This window comes from Roseococcus sp. GW821-FHT12F05, from assembly GCF_058806835.1.
Genome location: NZ_JBXAQB010000008.1, coordinates 140,531 through 156,285, shown reverse-complemented (window position 1 = coordinate 156,285; position 15,755 = coordinate 140,531). Strand labels below are relative to the sequence as shown.

Annotated in this window: 22 protein-coding genes and 1 riboswitch; of the genes, 10 read left to right on the top strand and 12 right to left on the bottom strand. The window is 70.0% G+C overall.

Translation table 11 applies throughout. The annotated features are described in order from the left end of the window. Positions 1 to 111 precede the first annotated feature (111 nt). Genes AC1ROY_RS20090 through AC1ROY_RS20080 form a run of 3 tightly spaced genes read right to left on the bottom strand, consistent with a single transcriptional unit; the run spans position 112 to position 1,393 of the window. The gene (locus AC1ROY_RS20090; RefSeq protein WP_493150650.1) at positions 112 to 744 is read right to left on the bottom strand and encodes a nitrile hydratase subunit alpha; all 633 of its coding nucleotides are present in this window, start codon (positions 742 to 744) and stop codon (positions 112 to 114) included. Then, the gene (locus AC1ROY_RS20085; protein ID WP_493150649.1) at positions 744 to 1,034 is read right to left on the bottom strand and encodes an SH3-like domain-containing protein; all 291 of its coding nucleotides are present in this window, start codon (positions 1,032 to 1,034) and stop codon (positions 744 to 746) included. The genes AC1ROY_RS20090 and AC1ROY_RS20085 overlap by 1 nt, the downstream gene beginning before the upstream one ends. 2 nt (positions 1,035 to 1,036) lie before the next feature. After that, positions 1,037 to 1,393, bottom strand: coding sequence for a hypothetical protein (locus tag AC1ROY_RS20080; RefSeq protein ID WP_493150648.1), 357 nt, complete (start codon positions 1,391 to 1,393; stop codon positions 1,037 to 1,039). A 346-nt stretch (positions 1,394 to 1,739) separates the two neighbouring features. After that, a riboswitch (cobalamin riboswitch) is annotated at positions 1,740 to 1,975 on the top strand. Between the two features lie 35 nt (positions 1,976 to 2,010). On the opposite strand from AC1ROY_RS20080, the gene AC1ROY_RS20075 reads away from it, so the two are divergent. From AC1ROY_RS20075 to AC1ROY_RS20055, 5 genes are read left to right on the top strand one after another with little or no spacing between them, the layout of a single operon-like run. Beyond that, entirely contained in the window at positions 2,011 to 2,997 is a 987-nt protein-coding gene (locus AC1ROY_RS20075) for an ABC transporter substrate-binding protein (protein ID WP_493150647.1), read from the top strand. After that, positions 2,997 to 3,749 carry an ABC transporter permease gene (locus tag AC1ROY_RS20070; RefSeq protein WP_493150646.1) on the top strand — a complete coding sequence of 251 codons (753 nt, stop codon included), beginning with the start codon at positions 2,997 to 2,999 and terminating at the stop codon, positions 3,747 to 3,749. The genes AC1ROY_RS20075 and AC1ROY_RS20070 overlap by 1 nt, the downstream gene beginning before the upstream one ends. Further along, complete coding sequence (locus AC1ROY_RS20065) at positions 3,728 to 4,546, top strand: ABC transporter ATP-binding protein (RefSeq protein ID WP_493150645.1); 819 nt, start codon at positions 3,728 to 3,730, stop codon at positions 4,544 to 4,546. Before AC1ROY_RS20070 ends, AC1ROY_RS20065 begins: the two co-directional genes overlap by 22 nt. After that, positions 4,543 to 5,313: an ABC transporter permease gene (locus tag AC1ROY_RS20060; protein WP_493150644.1), complete on the top strand. Its 771-nt coding sequence runs from the start codon at positions 4,543 to 4,545 to the stop codon at positions 5,311 to 5,313. The genes AC1ROY_RS20065 and AC1ROY_RS20060 overlap by 4 nt, the downstream gene beginning before the upstream one ends. A gap of 26 nt (positions 5,314 to 5,339) precedes the next feature. After that, entirely contained in the window at positions 5,340 to 6,377 is a 1,038-nt protein-coding gene (locus tag AC1ROY_RS20055; RefSeq protein ID WP_493150643.1) for a 5-methyltetrahydropteroyltriglutamate--homocysteine methyltransferase, read from the top strand. Between the two features lie 27 nt (positions 6,378 to 6,404). On the opposite strand, the gene AC1ROY_RS20050 is transcribed toward AC1ROY_RS20055, so the two are convergent. From AC1ROY_RS20050 to AC1ROY_RS20020, 7 genes are all read right to left on the bottom strand, one after another. Further along, positions 6,405 to 6,854 (bottom strand): GNAT family N-acetyltransferase, encoded by a 450-nt coding sequence (locus AC1ROY_RS20050; RefSeq protein ID WP_493150642.1) that lies wholly within the window; start codon positions 6,852 to 6,854, stop codon positions 6,405 to 6,407. Positions 6,855 to 6,887: 33 nt separating this feature from the next. Continuing rightward, positions 6,888 to 7,358 (bottom strand): GlcG/HbpS family heme-binding protein, encoded by a 471-nt coding sequence (locus AC1ROY_RS20045; protein WP_493150641.1) that lies wholly within the window; start codon positions 7,356 to 7,358, stop codon positions 6,888 to 6,890. Then, on the bottom strand, positions 7,355 to 7,669 hold the full coding sequence (locus tag AC1ROY_RS20040; protein WP_493150640.1) for a 2Fe-2S iron-sulfur cluster-binding protein: 315 nt from the start codon (positions 7,667 to 7,669) through the stop codon (positions 7,355 to 7,357). The genes AC1ROY_RS20045 and AC1ROY_RS20040 overlap by 4 nt, the downstream gene beginning before the upstream one ends. Then, entirely contained in the window at positions 7,666 to 7,977 is a 312-nt protein-coding gene (locus tag AC1ROY_RS20035; RefSeq protein WP_493150639.1) for a hypothetical protein, read from the bottom strand. Before AC1ROY_RS20035 ends, AC1ROY_RS20040 begins: the two co-directional genes overlap by 4 nt. Positions 7,978 to 8,049: 72 nt before the next feature. After that, complete coding sequence (locus AC1ROY_RS20030) at positions 8,050 to 8,373, bottom strand: 2Fe-2S iron-sulfur cluster-binding protein (RefSeq protein ID WP_493150638.1); 324 nt, start codon at positions 8,371 to 8,373, stop codon at positions 8,050 to 8,052. A gap of 7 nt (positions 8,374 to 8,380) precedes the next feature. Next, on the bottom strand, positions 8,381 to 9,112 hold the full coding sequence (locus tag AC1ROY_RS20025; protein ID WP_493150637.1) for an iron-containing redox enzyme family protein: 732 nt from the start codon (positions 9,110 to 9,112) through the stop codon (positions 8,381 to 8,383). A gap of 43 nt (positions 9,113 to 9,155) precedes the next feature. Next, positions 9,156 to 10,661 carry a hypothetical protein gene (locus AC1ROY_RS20020; protein WP_493150636.1) on the bottom strand — a complete coding sequence of 502 codons (1,506 nt, stop codon included), beginning with the start codon at positions 10,659 to 10,661 and terminating at the stop codon, positions 9,156 to 9,158. 293 nt (positions 10,662 to 10,954) lie between these two features. Between AC1ROY_RS20020 and AC1ROY_RS20015 the strand changes: the two genes are divergently transcribed. Continuing rightward, on the top strand, positions 10,955 to 11,668 hold the full coding sequence (locus AC1ROY_RS20015) for a GntR family transcriptional regulator (protein WP_493150635.1): 714 nt from the start codon (positions 10,955 to 10,957) through the stop codon (positions 11,666 to 11,668). Continuing rightward, positions 11,665 to 12,150, top strand: coding sequence for a flavodoxin family protein (locus AC1ROY_RS20010; RefSeq protein ID WP_493150634.1), 486 nt, complete (start codon positions 11,665 to 11,667; stop codon positions 12,148 to 12,150). Before AC1ROY_RS20015 ends, AC1ROY_RS20010 begins: the two co-directional genes overlap by 4 nt. Before the next feature lie 16 nt (positions 12,151 to 12,166). Here AC1ROY_RS20010 and AC1ROY_RS20005 read toward each other — a convergent pair whose 3' ends face one another. After that, entirely contained in the window at positions 12,167 to 12,601 is a 435-nt protein-coding gene (locus tag AC1ROY_RS20005; RefSeq protein ID WP_493150633.1) for a VOC family protein, read from the bottom strand. 120 nt (positions 12,602 to 12,721) lie between these two features. Between AC1ROY_RS20005 and AC1ROY_RS20000 the strand changes: the two genes are divergently transcribed. Continuing rightward, on the top strand, positions 12,722 to 13,318 hold the full coding sequence (locus tag AC1ROY_RS20000) for a glutathione S-transferase C-terminal domain-containing protein (RefSeq protein WP_493150632.1): 597 nt from the start codon (positions 12,722 to 12,724) through the stop codon (positions 13,316 to 13,318). A gap of 90 nt (positions 13,319 to 13,408) precedes the next feature. After that, complete coding sequence (locus AC1ROY_RS19995; protein WP_493150631.1) at positions 13,409 to 13,963, top strand: HD domain-containing protein; 555 nt, start codon at positions 13,409 to 13,411, stop codon at positions 13,961 to 13,963. A gap of 76 nt (positions 13,964 to 14,039) precedes the next feature. On the opposite strand, the gene AC1ROY_RS19990 is transcribed toward AC1ROY_RS19995, so the two are convergent. Then, positions 14,040 to 15,017, bottom strand: coding sequence for a Bug family tripartite tricarboxylate transporter substrate binding protein (locus AC1ROY_RS19990; RefSeq protein ID WP_493150630.1), 978 nt, complete (start codon positions 15,015 to 15,017; stop codon positions 14,040 to 14,042). Positions 15,018 to 15,259: 242 nt separating this feature from the next. Between AC1ROY_RS19990 and AC1ROY_RS19985 the strand changes: the two genes are divergently transcribed. Continuing rightward, a complete protein-coding gene (locus AC1ROY_RS19985; RefSeq protein ID WP_493150629.1) occupies positions 15,260 to 15,634 on the top strand; it encodes a hypothetical protein in 375 nt (124 codons plus the stop codon). Positions 15,635 to 15,755: the final 121 nt, after the last annotated feature.

Below are 15,755 nucleotides of genomic sequence, written 5' to 3'. Positions count from 1 at the left end.
CCACTACCAAAGGCCGAGAGGCCTTGGGAAACCGGCACATGGGGATTGGTTACAAGGGGCCACTGCCCCTTGGCGGGGAGCGCGAGGGGCAGAGCCCCTCGCAGAACCACCTCAGGCCGACGCGCCGATCAGCATGTGCCGGCTCACCGAGGCCACCAGCTTCTCCACCGGCCAGTCCTCGCTGCCTTCCGGTGGCATCGGCAGCACGAGGTAGCGCATGTCCGCGTTCGAATCATGCACGCGGAGCTCGACCTCCTCCGGCAGCTCCAGCCCGAACTCCGCCAGCACCCTGCGCGGCTCGCGCACCGTGCGGGCGCGGTAGCTGTTGGAGATGTACCACCAGGGCGGCTGGCCCAGCAGCGAGCGCGGGTAGCAGGAGCACAGCGTGCAGACGATGACGTTGTGCAGCGCCGGGGTGTTCGCCACGACGATGAGCTTCGCCTCCCTGATGCGGTAGCCGAGCTCCAGCGCGGCCGCGGAGCCGTCGGCCAGCAGGCGCTCGCGATAGGCCGGGTCGCGCCAGGCCTGCGCCACGATGCGCGCGCCCCAGGTGACGTTGGGCGCCTCCAGCCCGGCGACCACCTTGTCGGTGTCCTCTTGCGACAGGATGCCCTTGTCCAGCAGCAGCCGGTGCAGCGCCTCGGCCATCAGGGCGTAGTAGTCGGCGCCGCCATGGCCCTCGGTGACGGGGCGGCAGGGATCGACGGCGCCGGCGGAGAAGCGGGTGGGGGCGGGTGCGGGCATCAGGCGATCTCCGCGGGGGCGAGCCAGTGGTCGTAGACCTCGATCTCCAGGGAATCGCTGAGGGAGCCGCCGTAGTCGGGCCAGAGCTCCTGCTGGCGGAAGTGCACGCGGTAGAGGTCGATCCTCGGCAGCCCGTCGCGGCCATAGGCGAGGTCTTCCGGGTTCGCATGCGCGCCGCAATAGCGCTCCACCTGGCCGATCTTCTGCCGGACGAAGAAGGGGATGCGGACATGGCCGGGCTTGCCGAGATCGAGCACGCGCACGGCGTCGCCGGGTTGGAAGCGCGGCACGCTCAGCCTCCCGTCACGGTCTTGGCGGCGTGGTCCACCACCTGGCCGCGCGCGGCGGCGAGGGAATCCATGCGCGCCTGCACCTCCTCGACGGTGAAGAACTCCTTCTCGGCGAGGAGGCGGCACAGCGCCTCGGTGCGGCGCTCGTAGAAGCCGAGCGTCTTGTAGAGCTCCACGCCGAAGCTCTCGAAGCTGCGCCGGATCTCGTCGAGCGTGACGCTGTGGCCGCGGGCGTTGAGCGCGCCGCGGATGGATTCGGAGAGCGCCTGCCAGGCCTCGAAGGGCCGTTCGTCCTGGATCACGGGGCCGCCGGGCAGGCCGCCGATATCGTGGTATCCGCGATAGGGTGGTTCGGTCATGTCGGTCCCCTGGGGACGCCGAGCGTGACCCGGGCCCGCCGCAGCGGCAAGGGGTTTGGTGCGGCGCCGCATCGTCCCGGCAGCGGGCTTGCCCGCGCGGGTCTGTTACCGATACCGTCCGTCCGCAGGCTCCGAGCAACGGGGCCGAGGGAAAACGTCATGCGCTCCGCCATGCGCGACTCGCCGCCCGTGCCGGCCCGGCCCGATCCTGCCCCAGGCCGGCGGCGCGGAGCCCTGCCGCATCGGGAGTCGCAAGGGACCGGGGGAACGCCGCTCCCGGATGCGCGCGGGCCGGGCGGACTCGCCATGTTCACGGATCGCGCCTTGCCTCTCCCGGCAAGCCACGATATCGACGGCACCGGATGGTCCCGCGCAAGCGGGTCAAAAGGGAATGCCGTGAGTTCTCCGGGACAAGTCCTCGGGGGGCAAGTCGGCAGCTGCCCCCGCAACTGTCAGCGGCGAGACGCTGGCCCATCCGTCGCGCCGCCTGCGCGACGGGCCACTGCGGCGAGAGCCGTGGGAAGGTGGGGCCTGCATCGACGACCCGCGAGCCAGGAGACCTGCCATCCGAACGACCCATCACGACCAGGCGGGGTGCCCTGGACAAGGAGACTGAGATGACCGATCAAGCCGCCTCACGGCCCGGCTTCGCTTTGTCGCGCCGGGCGCTCGCCGCGGGAGTCGCAGGCGCAGGCCTGGCGAGTCCGGCGCTGGCCCAGGCCCGCCCGCGCATCCGCGTCGGCGTGCCGACCAAGGCCTATTGGCCCACCATCATCGCCACCGCGGCCGAGCAGCAGCGCTTCTTCGAGAAGGAGGGGCTGACGGTCGAGACCACGATCTACCGCGGCGGCGCCGAGTGCTTCGAGGCGCTGGCCGCCGGCGCCACGGACCTGATCCTGGATCCGCCCGCGCTGGTCGCGGCGGGGATCAAGCGCGGCTTCGGCTCCAAGCTCGTGACCGCCGGCGCGCTCGCCTATTACGGCTGGCACCTGATGGTGCGCACGGATTCGCCGATCCGCGAGGTCTCGGAGCTGGCGGGCAAGAAGCTGGGCATCACCTCGCGCGGCTCGGGCTCCGACCTCCTGGCGCAATGGACCGAGACGGACCGGCGCATCACCACCAACCGCGTGCCCGTCGGCGGCGGCGGGCTGGTGCCCAACCTGCGCTCGCGCAACGTCGACGCCGCGGTGATCTACTCGCCGCTCAGCTTCCAGCTGATCCGCGCGAACCAGGCGCGCAGCCTGATCGACTACGGCACCGCCATCCCGCAGCACATCACCGCCGGCTGGATCGTGAGCGACCGCATGATCCGCGACACGCCGCAGGCGGTGCAGGGCGGCGTCAACGCCATCTATGGCGGCCTCGCCTGGCTGCGCGCGAACCGCGGCCCGGCCATCGAGCTGATCTCCACCAACAACGAGATTCCGGCCGAGATCGCGGCCATCGAGTACGAGGAGACCATCCTCAAGCTGTCCCCCGACGGGGTGATCGACCCCGCGCAGGTCGCCTATTCGCTGGAGCTGTCGCGCATGAGCGGCATGACCGAGATGGCGCCCGCCGAGGAGGTCTTCACCACCCGCTTCCGGCCGGTGCCGACGCGCTGATGTCCCGCACGGCGATGCTGGCCGTGCGGCTGCTGCTGCTGGCGCTGGCGCTGGGAATCTGGGAGGCGCTGCCGCGGCTCGGCTGGGTGGACGACGAGATCCTGCCGCCCTTCAGCGCGGTGTTCGTCACGGCGCTGCAGCTGCTGCAGCGGCCCGCCATCCATGGCGACCTCGCGATTACCGGGCTGCAGCTCGGCGCGGCGCTGATCATCTCCGTGCCGACGGGCGTCCTGCTCGGCATCCTGCTGGCGGAGAACAAGCGGCTCGCCCAGGTCTGCGAGCCGCTGCTCTACTTCCTCTTCAGCGTGCCGAAGTCGATCTTCCTGCCGCTGTTCATCCTCACGCTGGGGATCAGCTTCTGGCAGAAGGTGGCCTTCGGCTGCTTCTCCACCATCCTGATCGTGCTGATGAGCGCCACGGCCGCCGTGCGCTCGGTGCGCGAGGAGCATGTGCTGACCGCGCGCTCCTACGGCGCCACGCGGGCGCAGATCACGCGCCATGTCTACCTGCCGAGCATGCTGCCGGTGCTGCTGGAGGCGCTGCGGCTCGCGGTGATCTTCTCCACGACAGCGGTCATCCTCGCGGAGATGTACGCCTCGCGCAGCGGCATCGGGCAGCAGATCGCGGGCTGGGGCGAGGGCTTCATGATGAAGAACCTCTTCGCCGGCGTGCTGATCGTCTCGGTGACCGCCATCCTGATCAACGAAGGTATCCGATGGATCGAGACCCGATGCAGCCACTGGCGCAGCTGAAGGAGCAGCCCGTGACGGCGCGGCCGATGATCGAGGTCATCGGCCTCGGCCACACCTACGAATCCCGCGGCGTCGCCTCGCGCGCGCTGGAGGATATCGCGCTCACCGTCGAGGCCGGGCGCTTCAGCGTGATCGTGGGACCCAGCGGCTGCGGCAAATCCTCGCTGCTCATGATGATGGCGGGGCTGCGCCGGCAGACCGAGGGCACCATCCTCGTCGACGGCAAGCCCATGCTGGATCCCGATCCGGACCGCGTCGGCGTCGTCTTCCAGGACGCGAACCTCTTTCCCTGGCTGAGCGCCATCGACAACGTCGCCTTCCCGCTGATGCTGCGCGGCGTGGGAAAATCCGAGCGGCTGGACCGCGCGGCCGCGATGCTGGAGCTGGTGGGCCTGGGCCACGCCGGCGCACGCTTTCCGAACGAGCTTTCGGGCGGCATGAAGCAGCGCGTCTCCATCGCGCGCGGGCTGGTGCAGGACCCGCCGGTGCTGCTGATGGACGAGCCCTTCGCGGCGCTGGACGAGCAGACCCGCATGACCATGGGCGAGGAACTCCTCCACATCTGGTCCAGGACCTCGAAGACCGTCGTCTTCGTGACGCACAGCCTGAGCGAGGCCGTCTATCTCGCCGACGAGGTGCTGGTCATGTCCGCCCATCCCGGCCGCATCATCGACCGCATCGAGGTGGAGCTGCCGCGTCCCCGCACCTACGAGATGATGGCCAGCGCCACCTTCGGCCAGCTGCGCGAGCGCATCTGGCGGCAGATCCGGAGCCCCCAGGGCGGACATTCGACGTGAGCCCATCCGCCATCCGCTGGCTCATCGGCGCCATCCTGCTGGTGCTGTGGGAGGTGCTGCCGCGCGCGGGCCTCGTGCCGCAGCTCTTCCTGCCGCCGCTGAGCCAGGTCGTCACGGTGGGCATCGCCGACTGGCGCATCTTCGTCGAGGCGCTGGCGGTGACGCTCAGCGAGGCGGCGGTCGCGCTGGTCTTCGCCTGCGGCGGCGGCATCCTGGCGGGCGCGCTGGTGGGCAGCGTCGCGCGGCTGCGCGGGCTGCTGCTGCCGGTCGTCTCCAGCCTTTATGCCGTGCCGCTGGTGGTGCTCTACCCGGTCTTCACCGCCTGGTTCGGCATCGGCGCGCAGTCGAAGATCGCCTTCGCCTCGATCTACGGCTTCTTCCCGACCCTGCTCGGCACGGCCGCCGGCATCCAGACCATCGACGCGCAGCTGCTGGTCACCGCGCGCAGCATGGGCGCCACCCTGATGCAGCGCATGCGCCACGTCGTGCTGCCGGCCGCCATCCCCACCGTCATCGCGAGCCTGCGCCTCGGCGGCGCGCTGGTGATCGTGGGCGTGGTGGTGTCGGAGATGCTGACCTCCTCGGCCGGCATCGGGTATCTCATCACCTCCTACCGCACGGTGCTGGACAGCCCGCGCGTCTATGTCGGCATCCTCCTCGTGCTGCTGCTCGGCGTCCTGCTGGACCTCGTGATGCGCCTGCTGGAACATGCCGCAACCCGGCACCGCCCCTCGGCGATCCCTCGCCGCGCGGCGCCGGCCGTCTGACGTTCGACACTGATAGGATCGCACCCATGGCCGACACACTTCCCCTCCTGCCCACGACCGTCGTGGGGAGCTACCCGCAGCCCGCCTGGCTCGTGGACCAGGAGGCCCTGCGCTCGCGCCTCGTGCCGCGCGTGCGCGCCCCCGAGATCTGGCGCATCCCCACGGAGCGCCTGCACGACGCGCAGGACGACGCGACCCTGCTCGCCATCCGCGACATGGAGCGCGCGGGCATCGACATCATCAGCGACGGCGAGATCCGCCGGGAGAGCTACTCCAACCACTTCGCCAATTCGCTCGAGGGCGTGGACGCGGTGAACCATGCCGAGGTGATCGGCCGCACCGGCAAGGCGACCCTGGTGCCGCGCGTCGTCGGCCGGGTGAAGCGCAGCCGCGCCGTCGAGGTGGAGGACATCAAGTTCGCCCGCGCCAACACCGACCGGCAGCTCAAGATCACCCTGCCGGGCGCCTTCACCATGACGCGCCAGGCGAAGAACGAGTTCTACAAGGACGATGCCGAGCTCGCGATGGACTACGCGGCCGCGCTCAACGAGGAGATCCTGGAGCTCAAGGCCGCCGGCGTGGACGTGATCCAGCTCGACGAGCCCTGGATGCAGGCCTTCCCCGAGGAGGCGCGCCGCTTCGCCGTCGCCGCCATCAACCGCGCGCTGAAGGACGTGCCGGGCACCACCGTCGTGCACATGTGCTTCGGCTATGCGGCGATGGTGGACGGCAAGCCCGCCGGCTACTCCTTCCTGCCGGAGCTCTCGGAGACGACGGCGCAGCAGATCTCCATCGAGGCCGCGCAGCCGAACCTGGACCTGGGAGTCCTGCGGGACCTTGAGGGCAAGACCGTGCTGGTGGGCGTGCTCGACCTCAGCTCGCCGGACGTGGAGACGCCGGAGATCGTGGCCGAGCGCCTGCGCCGCGCGCTGAAGGTGCTGCCGCCGGAGCGGATCGTGGCCGCGCCGGATTGCGGGATGAAGTACCTGCCGCGCGAGCGCGCCTTCGGGAAGCTGAAGGCGATGGCGGATGGGGCCGCGATCGTGCGGAAGGAAATCCAGTAGGCGGCGAGGGAGCCCCGCAAGGGGCTCCTATCCCTGCTTGCGCAGGGAGCGGACGAAGCGTGGTCCGGCTTCGGTGAAGCCCGTGGCCCGGCAGAAGGCGTGCAGCGACGGGGCCTCCGCTGCGGTCGCAATTTCCATCCGGTTGCAGCCGGCCACGCGCGCGGCCTGCGCGGCGCTCTTGAGCAGCAGCCGGCCGATCCCCTGCCGCCGGTGCTCCTCGCCGACCAGCAGCGTCGTGATCACAGCGACGGGGCTGGCGGATTCGAGCGTCGGGTACCAGTGCATCACGAGAAGGCCGCTGGGCGGGCCCCATTGCAGGGCGACCAGCGCCGTCGCGGCGCCCTGGCGCAGCGCGGCGAGCCGCTCTGCGAGAGCACGCGCGTCGATGACGTGGCCGGCCTCGGCCAGCAGGGTGGCAAGGCCCGGTGCCTCGGCCGCCGTGGCGGCGCGGATTTCCAGGCCATGGCGTAACGTCATCAGCGAGGTCCAGGGACTGCGGGTCCCCGGACCCTACAGCTTGATGTCGGCCTGGACGAGAATGCTGCCGCCCAGCAGGTCCGACAGGGCCTGCAGCCCGGCCACGCCGCAGGCCGTGTCCTGCTCGCCATTGCCGCCGGACAGGCCGATGCCGCCGATCACGGCGCCTTCGTGGACAATCGGGAAGCCGCCGACGAAGACGGCGAACCTGCCCTCGAAGCTCCACTGGATGCCGAAGGCCTCGTTGCCGGGCAGCGCCGGCCCGTTCGGCGGCGTGTTGAACAGATGCGTCGAGCGCTTGTGGCCCGCTGCCGTGAAGGCCTTGTTCCAGGCGATCTGCGGCCCCGTCACGCGCGCGCCGTCCATGCGCTCGATGAGCAGGGGATGGCCGCCGTCGTCCACGATGCAGACGGTCTGCGCGACGCCGATCTCGCGCGCCTTGGCGGTCGCGGCGTCCACCATCGCGCGCGCCTCGCGCTGCTCCAGTTTCCAGGCGGTCTTCATGCAGGGGTGCTTCCAGGCTTGAGCGGTGGTGGCGGCCAGGAGACGGCGATGTCCCCCAGCACGAAGGTCTGGCAGGCCATGCGCCAGCCCTCGGCGAATTGTTCCTCGGTCAGGTGCTTGCGCTCCTTGGGCTTGATCGCGTCGGTGTTCTCGCGGCCCTGCTCGATCAGGCACTTGCAGGTGCCGCAGAGTCCACCGCCGCACTTGAACGGAATCCCGCCCTTCTCGCGCAGCGAGACGCGCAGCAGGTTGCTGTTCTCCGGCGCCTCGACCGTCTTGCTGCCGTTGGTGAGGAAGGTGACCTGGATCATGCGATGGCCGGCAGCGGCGCCTTCTCCAGTGCGGCGCGGACGCTGCCGTATTGCGTGAGGTGGCTGAGCTCGTGCCGCGCGGCCTCGGCGGATTCGAAGCTCGGCAGGAACTTCGAGGGGACGCGGTTCACGACGGGCGGGAAGACCTCGTCCACCACGGTCACCTTCATGGGCGTCTTCAGCTCGGCGATGACGAACTGCGCGCGGACGCGGCCGGAGAAGACGTAGTCATAGGCCTCCACGGGCACGAGGCCCTCGGTGACGTCGGTTCGGAACTGGCCGGGCTTGCTGGTGAGGATGACGTACATGTCGCGCCTCCTAAAGCGTGATGATCGAAGGCGCGAAGGCGCCGGAGATCTGAATCACGCGGTGAAAGGAATCTAGAGCTTGACGGGAGCCGGCAGGGCCACCCCGTCCTGGGTCAGGGTGATGTCGTGATGGAGCCAGAGCTGGCAGGCGAGGCGCTGGCCCCCGGCCAGCCGCTCCTCGCCCAGCACCTTCTGTTCCTTCCAGTTGGGCTCGGCGAGGTTTTCGGCCCCGTCGAGCACGAGGCAGGTGCACTTGCCGCACTTCCCCATCCCGCAGCCGTAGCGAAGGTGCGGCCAGGGGAACTTCTTGATGCCGGCGCGGACGACGAGGTTGGTGTTGTCCACCATCTCCTCGGAGTAGTCCGCGCCATCCTTGCGGAAGGTGACCTGCGGCATGCGGTGCTCAGGCCGCCATGTCGAGCTCGGCGAGCGACAGCTCGTGCTCGACATAGTCGCGGTACAGCGCCGTGGTGTAGAGCAGCCGCATCTCGGCGCCGACCTCGCAGATCTTCAGGCAGCGCTGCTGCAGCTCGACCGTGTTCGCGTGCTCCAGCACGATCTGGTAGCCGCGCTCGCCGTGGATCTCGTCGGAGACGATGTGCAGGTCGAAGAACTCCACCTCCTCGTCCGTGAAGCCATACTTGTCGCGCAGCGTCGGCGTCTGGCGGCGGTAGATGGAGGGCACCTGGCTCTCCAGACCCACGACGAGGCCGGCCACGGCGACGATCGGGTCCTCGCGCATCGCGACGCAGTAGCACCAGCTCTGCAGCGCGCGCGTCGTGGGCGACATGTTCTCCGGATCCTTCACGCGGGCGCCGGTGGTGCCGCAGGATTCGGCGAAGCGGATCAGCAGGTCGGTGTGGCGGTCGCCTCCGATCTCCTCCTCGTACATGTTGGCCAGAAGAAAGTCCTTGGCCTCCTGGTACTCCGCGGGCATGCGCGCATAGACATAGGCGAGGTATTCGGCGAAGGGGCCGACATAGTGGTAGTGGTTCTCGGCCCAGCGCGAGAGATGCGCGCGGGAGAGCTTGCCGCTCGCCCAGGCGATGCTGAAGGGCGACTTGTTGGCGCTCTTGCCCTTGATGGCGTTCTCGAGCGCGGTGCGGAACTCGTCGTGATTCATGAGCGCGGTCATGACAGGCCTCCTTGGGGTTGGGGGGTGAGGAACATCGGCGGCGTCACCACAGGACCACCGCCACGATGGTCGAGGCCACGAGGCCTGCGACCACCGGCAGGAACAGGATGCGCACGGCGTCGAGCACCGGCACGCGCGCGAAGCCGGCCACGGCGATGAGCGAGGACCAGGCGATCAGCGTGCCGCCGCCGGTCCAGACCGCGCCCATCTGGCCCACGGCCGCGAGCGTCGTGGGCTCGATGCCCGCCACGGGGCCGAGGGCGCCGGCGAGCGCGCCGGTCAGCGGCAGGCCCGCGAAGCCCGAGCCGTCGATGCCCGTGATCATGCCCACGATCATCACCGCGAAGGCCACGACCGCCGGGCTGTGCGGGATGAGGTGCTCCATGGAGCGGATGACCTCGAAGAGCAGGTCCGGCCCGCGCGTGGCCGAGGGCAGGCCCAGGATGGCGCCGGAGAACTCGGCCGCGCCCAGGAAGAAGAAGCCCGCGATCGGCAGCACCGTGCCCATGGCGCGGAAGGAGAAGACCAGGCCGTCGATGATATGGTCGGCCGTGGTGTGCATGGCCTTGGGGCCGTCGGCCGCGAAGGTCGCGACCAGCATGAGCAGCGCCGCCGTGCCGCCCACCAGCGCGGCCGCGTCGCCGCCCTTCAGCTCGGGCATGCCGGGGATCACCTTCGGCGCCAGCATGAAGAGGATCAGCAGGCCGAAGACGATCGGCGTGATGATGGCCATGCGGTTGGTCCAGAGGGAGGGCGGCGCCGCCGTGCCTTCCTCGGCGGCCTGGAGCGCGATCACCGACTTGTCGAAGGAGCCGATGTTCGGGGCGATCTCTTCCCGCTGCTCGGCGAGGCTTTCGCCCAGCGTGGCGCCGGACTGCCAGGCCACCAGATGCTGCTCGCTCGGTTGCGCGATGCGCTTGCGGATGGCGAGGTAACCCAGGATCAGCGCCACGGCACCGGTGACGAGCGAGAGGACCAGCGCCTTGTCCGCGACCACGCCCGCCAGCTCGGGGATGCCGGCGGCGCGCGCGCTGATGCCGGGTGCGACGCGGATCACGTAGTCAGAGGAGAGCGCCATGCCCTGGCCGGCGATGGCGATGGCGACGGCCGCGCCCAGCGCCGGCAGCCCGGCGACGATGGCGGCGGGCAGCAGCGTGGCGGCGACCAGCGGCACGGCCGGTGTCGGCCAGAAGAAGAGCGAGATGACATAGGTCATCGCGGCGAGGACGACGAAGGCGATATGGCCGTTCGTCATGATCTTCCGGAAGGGCTGCACCATGCGCTGGTCGGCGCCGAGCGCGCGCAGCGCGTTCAGCAGCGAGGTCATCAGCGCGATGACGAGGAAGATGCTGAACAGCTCCTTCGCCGCGACGAGCGAGCCGTTGAAGATGGCGATGGTCGCGGCGATCGGGTTGCCCGACCAGGTGAGCGCCACGGCGAAGGTCGCGAGGATGGCGGGCACGACGACATTCGCCCGCAGGATCATCGAGAGGATGATCGCCGCGACGCCGAGGAGGTAGACGTAGTGAACCGCTCCGATGGAGGCCATGCCGTTCTTACCTTCCGGGTTTGGATTGTTCCCGGTGGATTTCGTATACGATGATCCATGACGTCAACGCGAGAGTTTTTGCGTTGGGCTGGGATAGTGACCATTTTGACACAAAATGCTCTGTTATTGGGCATTTTCTCCGGGAAATCCGCCTGTATATTGGGCGATGCGGCAAGGCGGCCATTTCATCGCATACGGCTTGCGATTGTTCGTATACAAGTGAGCGAGGTTCCATCCCCGCTCTTGGGCCGGGCGCGAAGCCGGCCTATCCGTGCGGCCGAGAGGAGACAGGCTTGGACAAGGCGGCGACATCCGGAACCGATTCCCCGCAAAGGGAGGCACGTGCGCCGCGGCGCCCTTCGCTTGGCCAGAGCGCGCTCAAGGCGCTGCGCGAGGCCATCGTCGCCGGTCGGTTGCGGCCGGGCGAGCGGCTCGTCGAGGAAAAGCTCTCCGCCGATCTCGGCATGTCGCGCGTCCCCATCCGCGAGGCCATCAAGCAGCTCACCATGGAAGGCCTCGCCGAGCCGGTGGATGGCGGCCGCGGCGCGCAGGTGGCGGCCCTCTCGCCCGAGGACGCGCAGGACCTCATCGAGGTCCGCGCCGTGCTGGAGGGGCTGACGGCGCGCCTCGCCGCCCGCCGTCGCGACAGCAGCAAGGTGGCCCGCATCCAGGAGCTGCTGGCCGCCGGCGACGCGCTGGCCGCCGACGGCTCGCCGGCCGCGCTGGCCACGCTCAATGCCAGCTTTCACGAATTGCTGGCCGCGACCGGCGCCAACCAGGCGCTGCAGGAGCTCATGCGCCCGCTGCGCGAAAGGACGGAGATGGTCTTCCGCCGCAACAGCGTGGAGCGCGCGGGCCTGGACTGGCGGGAGCACGCGATGATCCTCACCGCCGTCGCCGAGGGCGACGAGGAGCTGGCCGCGCTGCTCGCCGCGCGCCACGTGCGCCGCGCCGCCCGGGCCCGGATGTCGGCGGAAGCGGAGCCCGAGATCCCCGCGGGCGCATGACGCGGCTGCTGGTCCTGTATCACTCGCGCACCGGCGGCACGGCGGCCATGGCGGAGGCCGCGCGCGAGGCCGCTTCCGGCGAGACGGAAACGCGGCTGCTGAAGGCGGAGGAGGCGGTGCCGGACGACCTGCTCGCCGCCGACGGCTACATCTTCGCCGCGCCGGAGAACCTGGCCGCGCTCTCCGGCCCGATGAAGGACCTCTTCGACCGCTGCTACTACCCGCTGCTCGACCGCCTCCAGGGCCGGCCCTTCGCGCTCATGGTCTGCGCCGGCACGGACGGGCAGGGCGCGATCCGCCAGATGCGCCGCATCGCCACGGGCTGGCGCCTGCGCGAGGTGGCCGAGCCGGTGCTGGTCCTCACCGGCGCGCAGACGCCCGAGGCCATCCTCGCGCCCAAGCGGCTTTCGGAGACGCAGCTCGCGCCTTGCCGGGAGCTGGGCGCCGCGATGGCGGCGGGGCTCGCGCTGGGGATCTTCTGACCGGGCGCGGCCCGGTTCAGCTTTCGAACTCGATGGTCACGCTGGGCGAGGAGCGCGTCGCCGGGCCGTGGTGGACGGCCTCGATGTTGTTGCCGGCGGGATCCAGCACGAAGGCCGCGTAGTAGCCGGGGTGATAGGGCCGCTCGCCCGGCCCGCCGTTGTCGGTGCCGCCATGCGCCAGGGCCGCCTTGTGGAAGGCCTCGACCTGGGCACGGTCCTTCGCCTGGAAGGCGAGGTGATGCCGGCCCGTCGGCTCGCCCTGCGCCGCCTCGCTGTCGACGGAGGAGACGAACAGCTCGTCGGCCCAGAAGTGGTCGTTCGCGCTGCCGCCCATCGGAATCTCCAGCGCCTGGAACACCGCTTCGTAGAAGCGCCGGCTGGCCGCCAGGTCCTCGACGACGAGCTGGATGTGGTCGATCAGCCGACCGCGATGAAGTTGCTGCGCTTCCATGCTTCCGGTCTCCGGTTCTGCGACGGGTCAACGACAGGCCTTCGCCGCGGGTTGCCATCTTGCCGGATCGCGCGGCGGCGGGGAGAGTTCCGCCGCCCACAACGAACGGAACCGTCTCGCATGAAGCTCACCTTCTCCGGCGCCAGCCCCTATGTCCGGAAGGCCATGGCCTGCGCCATCGCCCGCGGCATCGACGGGCAGCTCACCGATCTCGGCCTCAAGTCGTCGGACGCCGCGCTGGCCGCGCTGAATCCCCTCGCGAAGATCCCCACCTTCGTCACGCCGGACGGGCTGGCGCTCTACGACAGCCCGGTGATCTGCGAGTACCTGGACAGCGTCGGCTCCGCGCCGAAGCTCTTCCCGGAGGCCGGCCCTGCGCGCTGGAAGGCGCTGCAGCTCCAGGCGCTCGGCGACGGCATCATGGACGCCAGCCAGCCCCGCCGCCGCGAGATCGCGCTGCCGCAGGATGACGGCCGCAAGGACTATATCGCGACCCAGCGCGGCAAGGTGGAGCGGGCGATCGACAAGCTGGAGGCCGAGGCCGACCAGCTCGGCCAGCTGGCCACGATCGGCGACATCACCGTCGCCTGCGCCCTCGGCTACATCGACTTCCGCTATGCGAACGAGCCCTGGCGCCCGGGCCACCCGAAGCTGGAGGCCTGGTACGCCAAGGTCGTGACGCTGCCGCCGCTGGCGAGGACGATGCCGGTTGCGTGAGGGGCCTGTCGCCTGAACGTCATCGTCTAGATGATTGTACAACTGCGGGCCGGCCTGTAACCTGGCGCTCCCATCCCAAGGGAGCGCCCCATGACCGACCCGCGCCTCGCGCACATCGCCGAGCTGATCGAGCTCAAGGCCGGCGGCCAGTACGGCCTGGCCGACATCAACCAGCGCCAGCACGCGCTGCAATCCGCCTGGCTGGCCGAGCGGCAGGGCTGCCCGGAGAGCCTGATCGCGGCGGCCCTGCTGCACGACATCGGCCACATGGTCCATGACCTCGGCGAGAACCCCGCCGAGGAGGGCGTGGACGACAAGCACGAGGAGCTCGGCTACGAATTCCTCGTCTCCATGTTCGGCCCGGACGTGACGGAGCCGGTGCGGCTGCATGTCGCCGCCAAGCGCTACCTCTGCGCGGTGGAGCCGGACTACTTCGCCAAGCTCTCGAAGGATTCGATCCTGAGCCTGAGCCTCCAGGGCGGCCCCATGTCGGCGGAGGAGATCGCGGAGTTCGAGGCGGTGCCGCAGTATCGCGAGGCGGTGCAGCTGCGGCGCTTCGACGAGCAGGCGAAGGTGAAGGGGCTGCAGACGCCGCCGGCCTCGCATTTCATGGCATACGTCGAGAAGGTCATCCTGCCGGCCTGACGGCTTTCGGAAGGGGCTTCGCCCCTCCCGAACCCGGGTGGAGCTTGAGGAGGGCGAAGCCCTCCTCAAGACCGTGTCATTCCTTCTCGATCCCCGCGATCCGCACCACCTCGGACCACCGCCGCCGCTCCTCCTCGAGGATGCGGTCCATGTCCTCCACCGTGCCGCCGACCGGCTCCGAGCCCCAGGAGAGCAGCCGCTCCTGCACCTCCGGCAGCTTCACGATCTTGTCGATTTCCGTGGCCAGCCGCCGGCGGATCTCGATCGGCGTGCCGGCGGGCGCGCCGTAGCCCATCCAGGCCGCGGCCTCGTAGCCGGCGATGCCCACCTCCTGCAGCGTCGGCACGTCGGGCAGCAGGCGGAAGCGGTGCGTGCCGCCCACCGCCAGCGGCTTCAGCGTGCCGGCCCGGAAATCCTCCAGGAAGGAGGGCGCCTGCTCGATGACGAGCTGCACGCGGCCGGCCAGCAGGTCGGTCCGCGCCGGCGCGCCGCCGCGGTACTGCACCATCTCCATCTCGAGGTTGCCGGCCAGCGCGCGGAACAGCTCCACCGTCAGCCGCGAGGCCATGCCGGAGGTCGCGAAGTTCACCGAATTCGGCCGCGAGCGGGCGAGGGCCAGAAACTCCTGCACGGTGCTCACGCCCAGCGAGGCCGGCACGATCATCACATAGGGGATCGAGGCCACCATGCAGACGCCGCAGAGATCGCGCTCCGGCACATAGGGCAGCGTCTTGTAGACGAAGGAGTTCACGACCATCGGCCCGGGGCTGCCGCCCAGCAGCGTGTAGCCGTCCGGCGCCGCCTTCGCGACGGCGTCCGCGCCCAGCACGCCGAAGGCGCCGCCGCGGTTCTCGACCACCACCTGCTGCCCGAGCGGCCCGGCCAGACGCTCGGCGATGAGGCGCGTCATCAGGTCCGTGGCGCCGCCGGCGGCGAAGGGCACGATCACGCGGATCGGCCGGCTCGGCCAGGCCTGGGCGCTGGCGGTGCCGGCGAGGGCCGGGGCGGCGAGGGCGCCGAGGACGGCGCGGCGCGGCAGCTTCGGAAGGGTCATGCTTCTGGTCTTTCCCGGGAGGCACGACGGTAGCAGAGGAAGCTTTCCGTTCAAGCCGTTTGGGCAGACACGGCGCGCGCCCCGGGTCATCGCGGCCAGCACCAGCGCCGCGACCTCCGAATGCTCGATCGCCGGAAGCCCTGCCTCCGGTCCGACGCCATGGCCGAGCGCATGCCACCGATGGCGGGGGCCGTGGCTCGCGACCTGCCGCTGTGCCGCCTGCGCCTCGGACGACCGGTCTCTTGCAGAAGCTTTACGCCGGGGCCCGTCCTTTCGCATGGCCACGCATCGCCTCCGCGGCGCATGTCTCACGCCGTGTCATGCAGATGAAAATGTCGCGGCTGAGTGCGCCTTCCATCGCTGCCCTGGCCAGGTTCGCCGCCATGCTGATGGTGGTGGCCGTGTGGTTCCTGGTCGTGACCGCAGGGACCCGCCGCTACGCGAGCCCTGTGCCGGTCCTCCTCGTCGCCGCCTTTGTCACTGCCGTCCACGCTCTCAAGTACCGGGACACGTTCCTGGGTCCTGACCTGGGACGCGCTGATGAAGCCGCCGGCCTGATGGCCGTCGCCGGCCTCGTGCGACTGATCGAATCTTCACCGACATGGAGCCTCTCGTGAGCGACTTGGGCCTGGCCGCCTCGGCCGTCGGATTGGGCATTTTCTGCGTGGGGCTGACCATGCTCGCGTGCTTCACGCTCGGTTGAGTCCGGTCCTGTCGCCGCAGGAGGAGGTCGTCGAC